Consider the following 16432-nt stretch of genomic DNA (forward strand, 5'->3'; position numbering starts at 1 on the left):
CTGCAACAGGGAATCAGCGCGGCGACGGCGGCGATACAGGGCCTGGCGGGCGGTGATATCGGTCAGGCGATAAGCGGCGCGGCAGCGCCGTATCTGGCAGAGCAGATACACGTCCTGACGGAAGGCAACCCGGAAGCGAAAGCGATGGCCCATGCGGTCGTCGGGGCGGTAGCGTCTTACGCATCCGGCAACTCAGCGCTCGCCGGGGCCGCAGGTGCGGCAACTGCATCTGCCGCAACTTCCGTGATAGCAAAAACGCTGTATGGCACTGATGATTACAGCAGGCTGGATGAAACGCAGAAGCAGACGATATCGGCGCTGGGAACGCTGGCGGCAGGTCTGGCGGGCGGGCTTGCCGGGGACAGTGCAGCTGCAGCCGTGGCAGGCGCGCAGGCAGGTAAAAACACGTCAGAAAATAACGACACGTTTAACCTGCCAACGGGGATGATGAATTACGGACAGGCAGTAGCCTCTTGGAATCAGTATGCGCAGGACAATAATCTGACACCGGAGCAAACTCAAGAAGGAGTGAATAGAATTGCTACTGGCGAAGGGCCTTCTTGGGGAGCGGAGTATAAAGTTAAACCATATGTAAAAGGTGAAGTGGCTGGAGGCGCAGGGCCGGTTATTATTTTGATACGAGTATAGATCCATACCAGATTTCAGCTAATCGTGGAGAAACATTAGCTGTCGGTGGACGTATCTCCGGGCAAGTGGGGATTCAGTTTGGACCATATTTCCCCGGAACTATTGATTCCAAAAGAAATAGTTCTGTAGGATTAGGGCTTGGTATCGTTTCTGGCGAAATATCTTATGGAGAAGATGGTCTTGGCTTTAGTTTTGGAGTAGGGCCAGCATGGGGATGGAGCGGTATATCAACCAATATTTCCGGTGAAAAAGTAGATATTAATGGTTCTTCTGGAACTGAATTCTATCATTATGATTTCAACCAAGAGATAAAAAATGAGCCCGGACATCATCACGATCATATTATCAATGGTAATATTTTTTATGTCATTCTATTACTATGCCAGAAGTGCCAAACTCCCCCTTACCTCCCCAATAGGTATGAACGAGTATTTTAGTGGCATTTTTTTCCTCAGAAAGGGATCTCTCAGCTTGTTTTTTGGGCGAATAGCATTGCTTGTTGGTTTCCCACTGTCTTATGCCCTTAAATTTATTAGGGATGGTGAGGGCGCAGTTTACTTTCCATTGATAGTGATAACTTGGGGTATTGCTTTATATTGTTATAAGTATGCTAATCGCTTTAATGGGGTAGCTGAAGAACGAAAAGGATTTTTTAATATACTCTTCAAAGGAAAAACATATGGAATAGCTGGTACTTCATTATGGTTACTCCGTATTTTATACATTGCATCAGTAGTATATGTATTCTTGTATAGGTAATGTTATTATTCTGAGTAGTTTGTTGTTCAAATATTCGACGCTGAAAAAGAACGGAACCGGCTGAGGGCGGCGCAGCTGATCGCGGAAATAGGTTCTCGGGCAATGGGTATTGCGCGGACGGAAGGCCAGATAGCGGCGACCAATGCCGGTAAAGCAGAGCTGGAAAGGAAAGGCGTTAAAGCGCCGGATGCAAACGCCACGAAAGAAGAGTGGGCGAATTATAATGAGAAGCTCGCCGCGACAGACAGCTATAAAGCGGTGCAGCAACGGTGGGGAACGGGCAGCGCCATCCAGCAGGGCATCCAGGCGGCGACGGCGGCGGTGCAGGGACTGGCGGGAGGTGACCTGAAAGCGGTCATCGCCGGAGCCTCAGCCCCCTACATCGCAGAGGTCATCAAACAGACTGCGCCGGATGAAGCCAGCCGGGTGATGGCCCATGCGGCGGTAGCGGGTGTGATAGCGGCAGCCCAGGGTAACTCAGCGGCAGCAGGCGCGGCAGGTGCCGCCGCCACGGCACTTATGGGTGAAGCCATCAAAAAAGCGCTGTACGGTAACGTGCCGGTCAGCCAGATGAGTGAAGAGCAGAAGCAGACGCTGGTCGCGCTGGGCAGCCTGGCAGCAGGTCTTGCGGGTGGACTTGTCGGAGACAGCACAGTGGATGCGATAGCCGGAGCGCAGGCAGGCCAGAACGAAATCAGCAATAATATGGTCAGCATGGGTATGCTCCAGATGATGCAGGCCAAATCGTTGCTGGATTCGGCGGCAATGGCTGAAGCGGGCCAGGGCGGAGCCCATGAGCAGGCGGCGCTGGCTTTGACCAAAGCCGTTAAGCAGGGCCTTGATGCGACCTGTCTGGCAAATACCAGCTGTGTGATAATGGCGGTGGTTGCGGCGCAGAACCAGCAACATACCGGCGGCGCAGGCAGCAAAACCGAAACCGTACCGGTGAATGACGATCTGACCGGAGGAAAACTGGTTAACCCGGCTCAGGATGAGAATAAAGGGACTTCGTTGATCACGCCGGATCAGTCTGGCGTTCAGGGAGCCAGCCACACCGGAAATACTGAAGGTGCACCGGATGCAGGTGGGAATATTTTAGTTAACCCTGGTGCTGATCCATTCACTAAAAAAGACATAGTGTATCTGTCAGAAAACTCAAACAGTAAGATAGACAATGTTATCAACGAAACCTTGTCAGGTAAGAAAAATTTCACTAGTTCAACAACTCTGACCTCCGATGAAGCATTAGCCGCTGGTCTGAAGTTCTTGGGATCAGGATATAAAGAGATCGGTAAGCCAGGATCAGGTGTTTACCATAGTGCTGATGGAACAAAAGAATTTAGGATCGACTCAGGTTCAATTGGTGGTGCTCATGCGCCTGGTGTTCCACATGTTCATTTTGGTGTGAAAAATCCTGAAACTGGAAAATATATCTCTAACAATCATGTTCCTTATGAGGATTAAGGAAGCAAAATGATTTTGAATAATGGCATCATTATTAACGGTGAGTATGCAGGATGGGAAATCGAAATCGTCGATGATACTAATGGTGATACTGGGGGCTTTTACCTAATTTTACGTAGTAAAGAAGCTCAATCATTTGATTATTGGTTTGAAAAAAAAGAGTTCCTAAACAATCAGTTAGCTGATTTTAATGTCAGGTGGAACTCTTAAAGAAGATCCCGGCCAAATCGAGCCGGGATATTTTTACTCGTCGATCACTCCTCAGCCAGCCGGATGATCAACTCGCCCCACTCACACAGCACCTCAACCTTTTTCCCTGCCTCAAACCCCAGATCCCCCATCCAGTGGCTCCGTAGCGTGATCGACGGTGACGGCTGGTGCTTAATATGATCCCGAATATAGCCCACGGTATAACGCCGGGCTTTGGTTGAAACGTGTTCTGGCTTATGATGTGTCTCAGCCATAATCAACTCCTTGATAGTTGGTTGTGGTCAGCGGCGGTAAAGGGTTGCCGCCCTTTACCGCCGCGCTAAAAATTAGCTTACCTGCTTACCTGCTTACCTGCTTACCTGCTTACCTGCTTACCTGCTTACCTGCTTACCCCTTCTGATTTTCCTGTTTAAATATACAACACCACCTATGTAAACTCACTGAAAACACGAGGTAAAACTGCGAGGCAGCTTCAGAGAATAAATTAATTTCCCTTGTTCCGGCAGGCCGTACAACGGGCAGGAAACAGGTCTGAAAAGCACCCGGAATATCAGCATAGCGGGCAGTATGGTGACCACGGCGGCCCGCATTACGGAGGCAAATTCCGGCACCCACAAATATCGCCGTTTTGGCCGCAAATACCTCTGGTTGCCTTAACGACAATATTTCCCGGCCAGTTGGACTGCTAAAACCAGGCCATGAACTACATTATTTCCCGGCCAGTTGGGCCGCCAGAGCCGGATCGTAACGACCATCAAGCTGAACGAACAGGATACGGCAGGACTCCTGCGATCGGTTGGACCACGCATGATTAGTGCCCCGCTGTACAACTACGCTGCCGGGCCTGAGCAGCACTTCGGAGTCATCAAGCACGAGATAAACTTCGCCGTGTACGATCACGCAATAATCGACCGCCTCGCTGCGGTGCATCATGGGGTGGGGCGAATCGGCTTTTACCGTCAGCCCGTCGGTATAGTTAACCTGTTCAAAAAGATCTTTAATGCGGTTATCTTCCTGATCCAGGTAAGAGGCATCGGGCGGCAGATCGACGAAGCGAATACGCGTGCCGTTGGTTGGCGCGTTGTGCATTACCGGTCCGCTAGTGGGATCCGGATCGTTATTGACTGGCGCGGGCGATGCCGACGTTTCCCAGACCTCGTGAAAAATCAGCCCCGGGATCGCTTCCGTCTCAATGACCGAAGGTAGCGAACCCTCGCTATAAATCGTTGATTTTCCTTCGGCGTCGTGTCCGGTAACAATGCGGTGGATGGCGGGTGACGGCATAGAGTACTTCTCCTCTGCGGCGAAAAATATAAATGCTCAGGCAATCCGAACATCCCTTGATTTCAGCCAGTATGTTTAAACATCTGTGTGACAGCGTTATGGCTGATACAGCATAAATCTGGACGCGCCCATACAGCACGCCCGAAAAGTTTTAATCGCGCGTTATCAATGCTGCCCGGAAGGCTCAGTGAAGTAGCGCAGCGTGCTGCTGTCATTCAGCATATGATCGCGCATGTAGTCCATATCAGCGGTGCTGAAATCCTTTTTTGTCTCCAGGCTCGTTTTTATTTCATTAGCTGCCAGATCGACGGAAAGCGCAGAGTGCGCGGTAGAAACATGGACGTTATCGTCGTCCAAATCCAGATAATCATATTGCGACCTGATATTTTGCTGCAGCGCTGCTAAACGGGTTTGCTGCTGGTCGGCAACGGCCGGATCTTTATCGAGAACGGTAGCCAGCGTGAGATTAATTTCAGATTCAAAATGATCGTCGAACGCCTGGCGGACGTTGGCCGCAAAATCTTTGATATCCGCTTCCGGTTGCAGATGAGCAAGCAACCCGCTTGTTTCCCCGTCACGAGAACGATAAGTGATGCCTACGCCAATACAGGGGCCGCATCCGCCTGTCTCCATCTGCTGATTATCTCCTTTAAGCAAGGCGACCTGGCCCATCCCCAACAATCCTTGCTGAAGGTTGTCAGGGGCAACGCTTCCTTTGATGCCAGCTGCGCCATGATGCAAGCCGTTTAGCGGCCCCTGTAGATGGCGGGTTGCAGAGGCTGCCTGTTGATTCTGCTCTGTAGCCAGAGCGGGCGCCGATATGCCTGAACGATTAACCTGCACGCGTCTTCCTCAATAAAAGGGATGGGATATGAGGGGGCTTTAGTGTCCTTAACGCGTCAACGGTTCCCGTAAAATAATGGGATCACCAGCAATCCGGATGGAGCCATCGTGGTAAGGAACCATAAGTTTCACGTCACCACTAAATCGCTTTAGAAAATAAGGTGAACTTATGAAATTCGTTTCCGGCCAGCTGAGGCCGTACCAAAACCCGAGCCAGGGAAACAGGTTACGCGAGGAACACACTACGCCGTTGCGCAGCGGAGAGGCTCACCATGCCGGGCGGCCCACCGGGCGTCGTCACAGTATGGACAGCGGATCGGCGAATTTACGTCTGCAACAGCAGGTTACTGAGCTTGAAGAGCAGGTTAATAAGATCCGGGCAAAGGACGATCTCGAAGCCGCGCCCGGCTCGTTCAGCGCTGATGTGCATCAGCATATGCTGGGCCAGCGTCGCTATGAAAAAGCGGCCACGGCTGATTTTTTGGGAACCCAAACCTGGAAGCGTATGCGGTGCGCACAATTGAACGCTACGCCGGGCGGGCAGGTGGCCGCCGCGCAGTATGGGCTGGGGTTTGCGCATGATGAAACAAGCGGTAAAGTCCCGTTCGGCAAGCTGGATATCGGGCATGAAATGAATGGCTACTATCAGCGTATGGCGCCTTCGGGAAAAACCCTCAATCTGTGCCACCAGCTCTACCAGCTGCGTTATCCGCAGGCGAAGCAGCAGCAGCGTCTGTTTATCAACAGCGAATTTATGACGGATAAAATTGTTAAACGTTTCCAGGCCCAGCATCCCGGGCACGGGCCGTTAAAACAGGAAGCCGTCGCGCCGGGTATTATTGCGGTCAGCTGTGACAGCGTGGATGACTGGCAGGCGCTGGATTTACTCGCTGATAAATTTGGCGCCCGTCCTTCGGCTTACCAGGTGGCCCGTAACGCCGTCGGCGCACGGCAGCAGCCTTTTATCAACGCTCCGCGGCTACAGAATCACCTGGCCGTCGCGGCGCTTCGCTCCCCTCATGCTCAGGGGCCGGTTACGCAGCTGCGAAAGATACCTGACTCGCTCAGCACCAGCGTGCTGGCACGAGCGGATGCGGATATGATCGACGAACTTACCCGCATACTCAGCTACCCGCAGCTGGCCCAGCGTCATCAGCAAAATCCTTTAGTTGCGCAGGGATTGCAGGGCATCCGCTTTATCGCTGAAGCCATGCCCGCGCTGGCTACGGACAGCACCCGATTCGGCAACGCTCACCGTGCGCTGATGGAAGAAATTCAGGTGGTGCTGGGCACCCTCTGTCCTTACAAGGCCAATGCTTTCAAGGCATACGCTTCGCAGCGTATCCGCGAAGCCCTGCCGCCGCAGCAGGCAATGCAGCTTTGCCCGGTCGAACCGTTCCTGTTGTCCTCAGGAATGCAGGCGCTTACGGAAGCCCTTGAAGCCGCCCTGATCGCCAGCCGCAGCGGATTAGCGCCCCTGAAAAACGGAGAAAAGTGCACGCAATTCTATTACGAGGCCGAGGAGTATGCGGACAGCTTCGGCAAGCTGGCCGATCCGCAGCAGCAGTCGCCTGCGTTTTACACCTCCTTCTGCGACAGCTTTATCGCCCACCCTGGTCAACCCGAACACAGTTGGTCTTTGCAGGATATGATTGAGGGCATCGGGCAGGAGATGGAAAACCGCAAAAATAAAGCGGAGCCGCTTAACGTGGTTATTGACACCACTATTGAAAAAGAAGGAGAAATGAAGGCGCTAATAGGGACATTTAGCGAAGCGCTGGTCAACAACGAGCTGCGGTTGTTCCTGTGCAAAAGCCATCAAAATTTCGGCAATCTGGGCGCAACCAAAGTGCTGGGGGGAGCCTGACGCTGGTGGGAGCGAAAACAGAGGGAAACGAAGCCCTACAAAACCGGTTTCGCCGTTACGAGGCCAGCCAGAACTGGTTTCATCATGGTGAAGGCCAGCTTCTTACACACATCACGCAGAGTGCTGTCAAACATGAGCCTGCAATGCTGCAGCAGGCTATCAATAACGGTAATTTTATTGCGCAACACTGTTTTAACGGTGAAAACGGGCACGGACGTTTTGCTGGCCACGATAACGATAAGCCTTTTTCCATGCTGAACACGCATAGCCTCGAACCGGAAGCGCGCTATCCCAGCTTTCAACTGAACGCCAATTCAGGGAAGGCGCAGCACTGGACGTACAGTCCAGCTGAGATTATAGAGAGTGATTTGATTCGTGCCCGAGGCTCCTTTGGCTTTACTGAAAGCACAATTAGCTCGATAGGTAATCTGCCGGGTTATGACGACAGAATGCTGCGTCTCAGTCACGGCAGCGAAACGAAACCTGAAAGCATCGAAAGAAACTGGATGCTGAGCAGGGAAATGCAGCTGGATCGTCCTTCTCTCACTATTGGTTCAGCTCTGCATCTGGCAAAACAGCTGGTTAACGATGCCCTGACGCCGGAGCAGCGCCGTTCGCTGCACGACAAGCCCTTCAGCGAAAAGCTGCGCCAGGCCGGGAAAAATGCCGCTCCGGTAATCAGTAATCAACAAAGAAACGAAGCCAGCGTCACGGAGCTGCGCGCTACGGCGGCACTTCCTGAAAACTTCACGCTGAATAAAGTGGCTTCGATTGTGGGGTATCTTGACCACCTGATAAGCAGTGAGCAGCTAACGGAGGAAGTGGCCGCCTCGGACGATCGTCAGGCGCTGGATGAACTGCTGGGAGGATTTATCGATTCCGGCATGCGCGGTGTTTCCCGTACGGGTCGTGAACAGGCGGTCAGGTTACGCTGTGATCTGAGTCTTGAAGATATGTGGAGCGAGGATCCTGAAACGCGGCGGCGCGGCACCGATTGTCTGCTGGCGGCGTCAGACAGCCATATCAGCCGCAGCATGGGAGTGCTTAAAGAGGGGGTGCCGGATAAAGCCTGGCAGTAAATGCCGCAAAAAGTGCGGGATCGGCTGGTCAGCGTCATTTTCGACAGGCTGGATGTTAACAGCCAGCTCGAATTTCTGCACCACAACAGCCAGTTATCCGGACGCGGACAGTTTACCCAGGAGTGCGCCATGCAGCTGGCGGCCCGGCTGAAGAATAGCGCGCCGGAAGCGCCAGGCCAGCACTGGCAGGCCACGATAATGCAGGCCATGCTGCGTCGGGGCATTATTACGCCGGGCAATAGCTGAGAAGGGAACGGGCCGCAGGGAAATCAGCTACCGAGCCGGGCTGTCAGCAGTAACCAGGCCTGGTTTTTATGCTGCCGTCTGACACAGGTGCTTAAACAGCGTGAGCGCTACCGGTTTGGTTGTTCGCCAGCAGGAACCTGTTGCTTCGGCCAGCGCCGCAAATTTTTTTGCAACGCTGCGGTATCCACACATAAATTGATTTAGCACGTCCTGATTTTTATATTCCGCCATTGTCATGCGCAGCCATATCCTGCATCGTTACAGGCAACTTTATCTGCTAAGGAGATGGCATGTTGCTTTCTTTTTTTCGTCTGCTGGTTGGGGCGCTCTACCGCACCCGTCTGGCTGGCGATCTTTCCCCGCTGCGCCAGTCAAAGGTGCTGATTGTGCCCAACCATATGTCGTTTCTGGACGGCATGCTGCTGGCGCTGTTTTTGCCGGTTAAGCCGGTATTTGCCGTCTACTCCTCCATCAGCGAAAAATGGTATATGCGCTGGGTGCGCCCGCTGGTTGATTTTGTGCCGCTGGATCCGGCAAAACCGCTGTCGGTCAAACATCTGGTGAAAACGATCGCGCAGGGCCGTCCGGTGGTGATTTTCCCCGAGGGGCGAATTACCGTCACCGGATCGCTGATGAAAATTTACGACGGTGCCGGTTTTGTCGCGGCGAAGTCGCAGGCTACCGTTGTGCCGCTGCGGATAGAGGGCGCGGAGTTTTCGCCGTTTGGCCGTCTGGCCGGCGTGTTTAAGCGCCGCCTTTTCCCCCGCATTAACATCACCGTGCTGCCCGCTACCACTATCCCCATGCCGGAGGCCAAAACCGCGCGGGAGCGCCGCAGGCTGGCAGGCGAGCATCTGCACCATATTATGATGGAGGCGCGGATGGCGGTACGCCCGCGCGAGACGATTTACCAGGCGTTTCTGGCTGCCCGCACGCGCTATGGCTATTTCAAACCCTGTATCGAAGACGTCAATTTCCAGCCCGACAGCTACACGGGGCTGCTGAAAAAATCGCTGGGCGTTGGCCGGATCCTGGAGCGTTATACGTCGCCAGGCGAATATATCGGCCTGTTGCTGCCGAATACGACGGTGACCGCCGCCGCGATCCTGGGCGCATCAATGCGCGGCCGCGTTCCGGCGATGCTTAACTACACCGCTGGCGTTAAAGGCGTGGGCAGCGCGCTGAAAGCGGCAGAGGTCAAAACGGTTTTCACCTCCCGTCAGTTCCTGGACAAGGGCAAGCTCTGGCATCTGCCCGAGCAGCTTACCGGGGTAAAATGGATCTTTCTTGAAGATCTGAAAGGAACGGTCACCACACAGGATAAACTCTGGATCTTCGCCCATCTCCTTGTGCCACGACATGCTGAAGTGCAGCAGCAGCCGGAAGACGCGGCGATGGTGCTGTTTACCTCCGGCTCGGAAGGCCATCCCAAAGGCGTGGTGCATTCGCATAAAAGCCTGCTGGCGAATGTGGAACAAATCCGCACGGTGGCCGACTTCACGCCGCGCGACCGCTTTATGTCCGCGCTGCCGCTGTTTCACGCTTTTGGCCTGACCGTTGGGCTGTTTACGCCGCTAATGACCGGGGCAGAAGTGTTTCTTTATCCCAGCCCGCTGCACTATCGTGTTATTCCTGAGCTGGTGTATGACCGGAACTGCACCGTACTGTTCGGCACCTCCACCTTTTTGGGCAACTACGCGCGCTTTGCTAATCCGTATGATTTCGCGCGCCTGCGCTATGTGGTGGCCGGGGCGGAAAAATTGCAGGAGGGCACGCGCCAGGCCTGGATGGAGAAATTCGGCATCCGCATTCTGGAAGGGTACGGCGTGACGGAGTGCGCGCCGGTGGTGGCCATCAACGTGCCGATGGCGGCGAAAAATCATACCGTCGGGCGTATTCTGCCGGGCATGGATTCTCGTCTGATTTCCGTACCCGGGATTGAGCAGGGCGGACTTCTACAGCTGCGCGGGCCCAATATTATGAAAGGCTACCTCCGGGTGGAAAAACCAGGCGTGCTGGAGGCGCCGCAGGCGGATAACGGCGAAGGGCAGATGGAAGCAGGCTGGTACGATACCGGCGATATTGTCAGCTTTGACGAGCATGGCTTTTGTCAGATCCAGGGGCGCGCAAAGCGGTTTGCTAAGCTGGCGGGCGAAATGGTGTCGCTGGAAATCGTCGAGCAGATTGCGCTAAAGGCATCGGCGGAAAAACAGCATGCCGCCTCGATAAAGCCCGACGGCAGCCGTGGCGAAGCGCTGGTGCTGTTTACCACCGACGGCGAACTAACCCGCGACAGGCTGCAGAAGGCGGCTCGCGAGCTGGGCGCACCGGAGCTGGCGGTGCCGCGCGATATACGCGTGTTGCCGCAGCTGCCGCTGTTGGGCAGCGGGAAACCCGACTTCGTTACGCTGAAAAGCATGGCGGAACAGCCGGAAAAAGAGGCGGAAAATGCATAACTCATCCGGCAGCGAAAAGCTGCTTTCGCGCGGCATGATGGCGGTTATCGCCGCGCAGTTTTTATCGGCTTTTGGTGATAATGCGCTGCTCTTCGCCACGCTGGCGGTGCTCAAAAACGAGGTCTATCCGGACTGGAGCCAGCCGGTGCTGCAAATGGTTTTTGTTGCCACCTATATCATCCTGGCGCCTTTTGTGGGCCAGGTTGCGGACAGCTTCGCCAAAGGCCGGGTGATGATGGTCGCCAACGGCCTCAAGCTGCTGGGCGCGCTGACTATCTGTTTCGGCTTTAACCCTTTTATCGGCTATGCGCTGGTTGGCGTCGGCGCGGCGGCCTATTCGCCAGCCAAGTACGGCATTTTGGGCGAAATCACCGGCGGCGAAACGCTGGTCAAGGCAAACGGCCTGCTGGAATCCTCAACCATTGCGGCTATTTTGCTGGGATCGATCGCGGGCGGCGTGCTGGCGGACTGGAACCTGACCGGCGCGCTTATCGCCTGCGTGCTGGCCTACGGGCTTGCCGTAGCGGCGAACGTGCTGATCCCGAAACTGGCGGCGGCGAGGGCGGGGCAAAGCTGGCATCCGCTGCGCATGTCGCTCAGCTTTTTCCACGCCTGCCGCGAGCTGTGGCGCAATGGCGAAACGCGTTTTTCGCTGGTGGGCACCAGCCTCTTCTGGGGCGCGGGCGTCACCCTGCGTTTTCTGCTGGTGCTGTGGGTGCCGGTCGCGTTGGGTATTACCGATAACAAAACGCCCACGCTGCTGAATGCTATGGTCGCCATCGGCATTGTATTCGGTGCAGGCGCGGCCGCGAAGCTGGTGACCCTGAAAACGGTCGGCAGATGTATGCCGGCAGGCGTGCTGATTGGCGTGGCGGTGGTATTTTTCGCCTTGCAGCATACGGCGGCAGGTGCTTACGGCTTACTGATAGCTATCGGCATGCTCGGCGGCTTCTTTGTGGTGCCGCTGAACGCGCTGTTGCAGATGCGCGGCAAAGAGAGCGTCGGCGCAGGCAACGCTATTGCGGTACAAAACCTGGGTGAGAACGGCGCAATGCTGATCATGCTGGGGCTTTACTCGCTGGCCATAAAGCTGGGCGCGCCGCCGGTAGCCACCGGCGTGGGCTTCGGTGCGCTGTTTGCGCTGGCGATTGCCGTGCTGTGGGGCTGGCAGCTGGCGCAGCATCGCCACACCAGAGTAGGGAAATAAACGGGTTTTCAGAGCAAAAAAGGGGCGGAAATATTCCGCCCCTTTTTACTGGCTACCGTTAACCGTTTTCGTCAAAAAACAAGTTAAGGCGACGGGAAGGTGTAGCGGCGATGGATAGCTTCCAGCCCCTGCATCACTTCCTCATCCAGCGTCAGATTATAGCTGTCGATATTCAGCTGCAGCTGTTCCAGGGTAGTCGCGCCCAGCAGTGTACTGGCGACGAAAGGCTGCTGACGGACAAAAGCCAGCGCCATCTGGGACGGGTCAAGATTATGCTTTTTCGCCAGCGCCACATACCCGGCAATAGCCAGCTCGGCCTGTTCGCCGCTGTAGCGGGTAAAGCGGCTGAACAGCGTGTTGCGCGCGCCGGCAGGCTTAGCGCCATTCAGGTATTTGCCGCTCAGCGTGCCAAAGGCCAGGCAGGAATAGGCCAGCAGCTCGACGCCTTCGTGCTGGCTGATTTCCGCCAGGCCCACTTCAAAGCTGCGGTTGAGCAGGCTGTAGGGGTTCTGAATAGACACAATGCGCGGCAGCTCGTGCTTTTCCGCCAGCTGCAAATAGCGCATCACGCCCCACGGCGTTTCGTTCGAGACGCCGATATAGCGTATTTTACCGGCGCGAACCTGCTCGTTCAGCGCTTCCAGCGTCTCCAGCAACGTGACCGTGGCGGTATCTTCCGCATATTCGTAGTTCAGCCGTCCAAAGTAGTTGGTCTGTCGCTGCGGCCAGTGCAGCTGGTAAAGATCCAGATAGTCGGTGTTCAGCCGCTTCAGGCTGGCGTCCAGCGCCTGACGGATATTCTTGCGATCCAGCGCCTGGCCCGGTCGGATCGAAGCATCCGCGCCGCGTACCGGCCCGGCGACTTTAGAGGCCAGCACCACTTTTTCGCGATTGCCGCGCGCCTTCAGCCAACTGCCGATATAGGTTTCGGTTAACCCCTGCGTTTCCGGGCGCGGCGGCACCGGATACATCTCAGCGGTATCGATCAGGTTAATGCCGGAACGGAGCGCCAGATCGAGCTGCGCATGGGCATCGGCTTCACTGTTTTGCTCGCCAAACGTCATGGTGCCTAATCCCAGGCTGCTGATTTCCAGCGTACTGTGGGGGATGCGATGATAATGCATGTGCCGGCTTCCTTTTTTCATTATTAAAAGACCAGCCTGGCGTAAGGGGTAAAATCGTTAAAGCAAACGCCAGATCCGGCTTTTGACTATAACCGTCGGGCGCTACAGGGGGAAGAGCGGATTTATCGGGAAGTGCGGTGGGGGCCACCTGTCGGAAAGCGTCAGGTGGCGGGATTGGGCTTAGCGTTCAACAATCGATGAAACCTCATCGCCGTTAATTTGCAGCTCATGGCCGGAGCGATCGGTGTACTTCACCAGGCCGGTATCCTGATCGATCTCCGGTTTACCCTGGGTCATAATCATCTTGCCTTCTTTTGTCGCCATCACGTAATCACTGCTGCAACCGCCGAGCAGCGTGGCCAGCATCAGAACGGCCGCGCCAGACATCAACTTCATACTTCGCTCCCTTAGCCTTCAATTTGCCTGCATCAGTAATAGCGCATTTTACGGAAAGCGTTAACCGCAGAACTCCTAAAAAGGCGTCACAGCACGACGAACTATTGACTTTGATCGTAAAAACAACGGGAAGAAGCCGACCGGCAGCACCGGTCGGCCTGATATCAGGCGTGGTTTTTTCTGCCGCGCAGCAGGTTAAGGCACTCTACCGACATAGAGAAGAACATGGCGAAATAGATATAGCCTTTTGGCACGTGGATATTGAAACTTTCCAGCATCAGGGTGAAACCTACCAGGATCAGGAAAGTCAGCGCCAGCATTTTTACCGAAGGATGGCGTTCAACGAATTCACCGATAGCGCGGGCGGCAAACATCATCACCCCCACTGCAATCACCACTGCCGCCATCATAATAATCAGATGATCGGACAGGCCTACGGCAGTAATTACCGAATCAAGACTGAAGATAATATCCAGCAGCATAATCTGCACAATCGCGCCGACGAAGGAATGAACATTGCTTTTATGTTCTTCTTCGCCACCTTCTATTGTTTCGTGGATCTCCATACTGGACTTCCACAGCAGAAAAAGCCCCCCGAACAGCAGAATTAAATCGCGCGCGGAAAAAGAGTGATCCATCAGCGTAAACAGCGGCGTGGTCAGGCGAATGACCCAGGCAATCGAGGCCAACAGACCCAGGCGCATCAGCATGGCGCCCGCCAGGCCGATACGGCGCGCGGCGTTCTGCTGCTGTTTGGGAAGTTTAGCCACCACCAGAGAGAGAAAAATAATATTATCAATACCCAGAACGATTTCCAGAATCGTCAGTGTACCCAGCGCCAGCCAGGCGTTGGGATCGGCAATCCAGTCAAACATACAACGTTGCATCCTAAACGAAAGTTAAACGAAGAGTATACTCATCCGGATGCCGCTCAGCTAAAGCTTTACAGTAAAAAATGACGTGCCAGTAAGGGCGCGGTGAAAGCCTTTTTCAGGTAGAAGCCCCTGGGCAGCGTCATCACCGGCTGGCCGTTTTCACCGATGCCTTCCGTCAGGGCTTTACTGTTGGCAGCCTTGGGCCGAATTTGCAGCACTTCGCCGTGCCGGGCGGTAATACGCTCTACCTGTCCCAGCACGATCATGTCCATCAGCTCTTCCCAGTCGCGCCGCAGCAGTAACTCTTCTTCTTCGCTGGGACTCCACAGCAGCGGGGCGCCGACGCGACGTTCGGCCAGCGGAATAGCCCGATCGCCTTCCACCGGTATCCACAACACTCTCGCCAGCTTATGCCGCACATGGCTGGTTTCCCAGACCAGCCCGCTGTTGCCGGTCAACGGCGCCACGCAAACAAAGGTGGTTTCCAAAGGACGGCCTTGCGCGTCGACAGGAATGGTTTTCAGCTCTACGCCGATGTTGGCAAAATCCTGTTCCGGCTTGCTGCCTGCGCTGGCGCCCAGATAGCGCTCCAGCAGCATACCCACCCAGCCCTTATCGCGACGCAGATCGCGCGGTATCGTAAGGCCCGCTCTCAACGCCAGTTCGTCCAGCGTAAAGCCAGCCAGCTGGCGCGCGCGTTCCAGTAACGCGGCTTCGTTTTCCGGCGGTAAAACCGGAGAATAATAGTCTGGCATCGCCTGCTCTTGCTTGTTGGTTAAAAAATGAACGGTGGTTTTCCCTGTCAAAAGAGAGACGTCTCTCCCTGAGGAAAAGCGCAATAATAGCATGATTAATCGCGGCTTTTTTTTGCCACTTTGCGGTCGCGATCGTGAAGTTGAAAAGGTTATGCCTGTCTGCACACCGACAATGAACAGGATCTTACACGTAGTTATCCACAGAAAAATGGGATAAGTCGTTTTTTTAAATAATACTGTTTCGATTTACAGGCTTGACGGGGCGGTTTTACCCGGGTTGCCGTATTTTTTGCTTAGGATAGCAACATATCCTGTGGATAAAAAAGTCGGTGTTCGATCTTTCGCCACCTGCCCGGTGCCGTCATTAAGCGGGAGGCCTGAAACAGCACGGGGACGCAGTGGGATCGGATAAATTCCAATATTTATAAAGCGTTAACCAAAGTGTTAACCTCGGGATAAAAGGCGCCAGTCTGAGTTTTCCCCAGTGGCCAGGAGAGTTCTGCACAAAGATATCCACAGAAAAGGTGAATAAGATCGCGCAAAAGTAGCGTTTTCTGTTTATAACTCTACAAATGTCTGTAAGTTATCCCGTGAATGCCGCCGGTAACGCCCCGAAAGCAGTGGTTTACCGTCTGTAAGGAGTATGAAACAATCAGGCTATCCGAGTATTAGTTTTGAGGTAGTCCAGTGATCGATGATGATGGCTACCGCCCGAATGTTGGTATCGTAATTTGTAACAGGCAGGGACAAGTGTTGTGGGCCAGAAGGTATGGCCAGCACTCCTGGCAGTTTCCTCAGGGAGGCATCAACCCTGGCGAAACGGCAGAACAGGCGATGTATCGAGAACTCTTTGAGGAAGTCGGTTTGCACCGCAAAGATGTGCGCATCCTTGCCTCTACCCGGAACTGGTTACGCTATAAGTTGCCGAAACGTTTGGTGCGTTGGGACACAAAGCCGGTTTGTATCGGCCAGAAACAGAAGTGGTTTCTTCTGCAACTCTTGTGCAATGACGCGGATATCAACATGCAAACCAGCAGCACGCCGGAGTTCGATGGCTGGCGCTGGGTGAGCTTCTGGTATCCTGTACGTCAGGTTGTCTCTTTTAAACGCGACGTCTATCGCCGGGTGATGAAGGAGTTCGCCAGCGTGGTGATGCCCCTGCAGGAGAATGCCGTACCGCGAAATACGCCTTATCGACGGAAGAGAGGGTAAGCCGCTC

At 54.5% G+C, this 16432-nt stretch carries 18 protein-coding genes; 10 read left to right on the plus strand and 8 right to left on the minus strand.

The window, feature by feature from the left end; translation table 11 throughout:
• Positions 1 to 243: 243 nt before the first annotated feature.
• From EGK14_RS21795 to EGK14_RS01900, 4 genes are all read left to right on the plus strand, one after another.
• Positions 244 to 648, plus strand: a complete 405-nt coding sequence (locus EGK14_RS21795; protein ID WP_158616019.1) for a VENN motif pre-toxin domain-containing protein — start codon at positions 244 to 246, stop codon at positions 646 to 648.
• 11 nt (positions 649 to 659) lie between these two features.
• Positions 660 to 1085, plus strand: a complete 426-nt coding sequence (locus EGK14_RS21800; protein WP_370255934.1) for a polymorphic toxin type 25 domain-containing protein — start codon at positions 660 to 662, stop codon at positions 1083 to 1085.
• A 424-nt stretch (positions 1086 to 1509) separates the two neighbouring features.
• The gene (locus EGK14_RS01895) at positions 1510 to 2871 is read left to right on the plus strand and encodes a VENN motif pre-toxin domain-containing protein (protein ID WP_125287374.1); all 1362 of its coding nucleotides are present in this window, start codon (positions 1510 to 1512) and stop codon (positions 2869 to 2871) included.
• 9 nt (positions 2872 to 2880) lie between these two features.
• Positions 2881 to 3081 (plus strand): hypothetical protein, encoded by a 201-nt coding sequence (locus tag EGK14_RS01900; RefSeq protein WP_125287375.1) that lies wholly within the window; start codon positions 2881 to 2883, stop codon positions 3079 to 3081.
• A gap of 44 nt (positions 3082 to 3125) precedes the next feature.
• On the opposite strand, the gene EGK14_RS01905 is transcribed toward EGK14_RS01900, so the two are convergent.
• The 3 genes from EGK14_RS01905 to EGK14_RS01915 form a co-directional block, all read right to left on the minus strand.
• Positions 3126 to 3335 (minus strand): SymE family type I addiction module toxin, encoded by a 210-nt coding sequence (locus EGK14_RS01905; RefSeq protein WP_233598423.1) that lies wholly within the window; start codon positions 3333 to 3335, stop codon positions 3126 to 3128.
• Between the two features lie 454 nt (positions 3336 to 3789).
• Complete coding sequence (locus EGK14_RS01910) at positions 3790 to 4365, minus strand: cupin domain-containing protein (RefSeq protein ID WP_125287376.1); 576 nt, start codon at positions 4363 to 4365, stop codon at positions 3790 to 3792.
• A gap of 165 nt (positions 4366 to 4530) precedes the next feature.
• A complete protein-coding gene (locus EGK14_RS01915; protein ID WP_125287377.1) occupies positions 4531 to 5208 on the minus strand; it encodes a hypothetical protein in 678 nt (225 codons plus the stop codon).
• A 169-nt stretch (positions 5209 to 5377) separates the two neighbouring features.
• On the opposite strand from EGK14_RS01915, the gene EGK14_RS01920 reads away from it, so the two are divergent.
• The 3 genes from EGK14_RS01920 (at position 5378) to EGK14_RS01930 (ending at position 8400) form a co-directional block, all read left to right on the plus strand.
• On the plus strand, positions 5378 to 7075 hold the full coding sequence (locus EGK14_RS01920) for a hypothetical protein (RefSeq protein ID WP_125287378.1): 1698 nt from the start codon (positions 5378 to 5380) through the stop codon (positions 7073 to 7075).
• 143 nt (positions 7076 to 7218) lie between these two features.
• Positions 7219 to 8154 carry a hypothetical protein gene (locus tag EGK14_RS01925; protein ID WP_125287379.1) on the plus strand — a complete coding sequence of 312 codons (936 nt, stop codon included), beginning with the start codon at positions 7219 to 7221 and terminating at the stop codon, positions 8152 to 8154.
• Complete coding sequence (locus EGK14_RS01930; protein WP_125287380.1) at positions 8155 to 8400, plus strand: hypothetical protein; 246 nt, start codon at positions 8155 to 8157, stop codon at positions 8398 to 8400.
• A 66-nt stretch (positions 8401 to 8466) separates the two neighbouring features.
• Here the strand turns inward: EGK14_RS01930 and EGK14_RS21205 are convergent, their stop codons facing one another.
• Positions 8467 to 8637: a hypothetical protein gene (locus EGK14_RS21205; protein WP_158616020.1), complete on the minus strand. Its 171-nt coding sequence runs from the start codon at positions 8635 to 8637 to the stop codon at positions 8467 to 8469.
• 53 nt (positions 8638 to 8690) lie between these two features.
• Here EGK14_RS21205 and aas point away from each other — a divergent pair, with 53 nt between their 5' ends.
• Both aas and lplT read left to right on the plus strand, forming a co-directional pair.
• On the plus strand, positions 8691 to 10856 hold the full coding sequence (gene aas, locus EGK14_RS01935; protein WP_125287381.1) for a bifunctional acyl-ACP--phospholipid O-acyltransferase/long-chain-fatty-acid--ACP ligase: 2166 nt from the start codon (positions 8691 to 8693) through the stop codon (positions 10854 to 10856).
• Positions 10849 to 12063: a lysophospholipid transporter LplT gene (gene lplT / locus EGK14_RS01940; protein ID WP_125287382.1), complete on the plus strand. Its 1215-nt coding sequence runs from the start codon at positions 10849 to 10851 to the stop codon at positions 12061 to 12063. Before aas ends, lplT begins: the two co-directional genes overlap by 8 nt.
• Positions 12064 to 12146: 83 nt before the next feature.
• Here lplT and EGK14_RS01945 read toward each other — a convergent pair whose 3' ends face one another.
• From EGK14_RS01945 to mutH, 4 genes are all read right to left on the minus strand, one after another.
• Positions 12147 to 13187 carry an NADP(H)-dependent aldo-keto reductase gene (locus EGK14_RS01945; RefSeq protein WP_125287383.1) on the minus strand — a complete coding sequence of 347 codons (1041 nt, stop codon included), beginning with the start codon at positions 13185 to 13187 and terminating at the stop codon, positions 12147 to 12149.
• A 180-nt stretch (positions 13188 to 13367) separates the two neighbouring features.
• On the minus strand, positions 13368 to 13583 hold the full coding sequence (locus EGK14_RS01950; RefSeq protein ID WP_125287384.1) for a YgdI/YgdR family lipoprotein: 216 nt from the start codon (positions 13581 to 13583) through the stop codon (positions 13368 to 13370).
• A gap of 164 nt (positions 13584 to 13747) precedes the next feature.
• Complete coding sequence (locus tag EGK14_RS01955; RefSeq protein ID WP_125287385.1) at positions 13748 to 14458, minus strand: TerC family protein; 711 nt, start codon at positions 14456 to 14458, stop codon at positions 13748 to 13750.
• 68 nt (positions 14459 to 14526) lie between these two features.
• Positions 14527 to 15213 carry a DNA mismatch repair endonuclease MutH gene (gene mutH, locus EGK14_RS01960; protein ID WP_125287386.1) on the minus strand — a complete coding sequence of 229 codons (687 nt, stop codon included), beginning with the start codon at positions 15211 to 15213 and terminating at the stop codon, positions 14527 to 14529.
• Between the two features lie 687 nt (positions 15214 to 15900).
• On the opposite strand from mutH, the gene rppH reads away from it, so the two are divergent.
• Positions 15901 to 16425, plus strand: a complete 525-nt coding sequence (gene rppH / locus EGK14_RS01965; RefSeq protein WP_125287387.1) for an RNA pyrophosphohydrolase — start codon at positions 15901 to 15903, stop codon at positions 16423 to 16425.
• The last annotated feature ends 7 nt before the right edge of the window (positions 16426 to 16432 follow it).

Origin of the sequence: Erwinia sp. 198 (assembly GCF_003937915.1) — a bacterium.
Taxonomy (GTDB): domain Bacteria; phylum Pseudomonadota; class Gammaproteobacteria; order Enterobacterales; family Enterobacteriaceae; genus Erwinia; species Erwinia aeris.

Coding starts and splice junctions, on each gene's coding strand:
- EGK14_RS01945 (WP_125287383.1), bottom strand. CDS start 13,187: ATGCATTATCATCGCATCCCCCACAGTACGCTGGAAATCAGCAGCCTG.
- EGK14_RS01950 (WP_125287384.1), bottom strand. CDS start 13,583: ATGAAGTTGATGTCTGGCGCGGCCGTTCTGATGCTGGCCACGCTGCTC.
- lplT (WP_125287382.1), top strand. CDS start 10,849: ATGCATAACTCATCCGGCAGCGAAAAGCTGCTTTCGCGCGGCATGATG.
- EGK14_RS01900 (WP_125287375.1), top strand. CDS start 2,881: ATGATTTTGAATAATGGCATCATTATTAACGGTGAGTATGCAGGATGG.
- EGK14_RS01930 (WP_125287380.1), top strand. CDS start 8,155: ATGCCGCAAAAAGTGCGGGATCGGCTGGTCAGCGTCATTTTCGACAGG.
- EGK14_RS01895 (WP_125287374.1), top strand. CDS start 1,510: ATGGGTATTGCGCGGACGGAAGGCCAGATAGCGGCGACCAATGCCGGT.
- EGK14_RS01905 (WP_233598423.1), bottom strand. CDS start 3,335: ATGGCTGAGACACATCATAAGCCAGAACACGTTTCAACCAAAGCCCGG.
- EGK14_RS01910 (WP_125287376.1), bottom strand. CDS start 4,365: ATGCCGTCACCCGCCATCCACCGCATTGTTACCGGACACGACGCCGAA.
- mutH (WP_125287386.1), bottom strand. CDS start 15,213: ATGCCAGACTATTATTCTCCGGTTTTACCGCCGGAAAACGAAGCCGCG.
- EGK14_RS01925 (WP_125287379.1), top strand. CDS start 7,219: ATGCTGCAGCAGGCTATCAATAACGGTAATTTTATTGCGCAACACTGT.
- EGK14_RS01955 (WP_125287385.1), bottom strand. CDS start 14,458: ATGTTTGACTGGATTGCCGATCCCAACGCCTGGCTGGCGCTGGGTACA.
- EGK14_RS21205 (WP_158616020.1), bottom strand. CDS start 8,637: ATGACAATGGCGGAATATAAAAATCAGGACGTGCTAAATCAATTTATG.
- aas (WP_125287381.1), top strand. CDS start 8,691: ATGTTGCTTTCTTTTTTTCGTCTGCTGGTTGGGGCGCTCTACCGCACC.
- EGK14_RS01920 (WP_125287378.1), top strand. CDS start 5,378: ATGAAATTCGTTTCCGGCCAGCTGAGGCCGTACCAAAACCCGAGCCAG.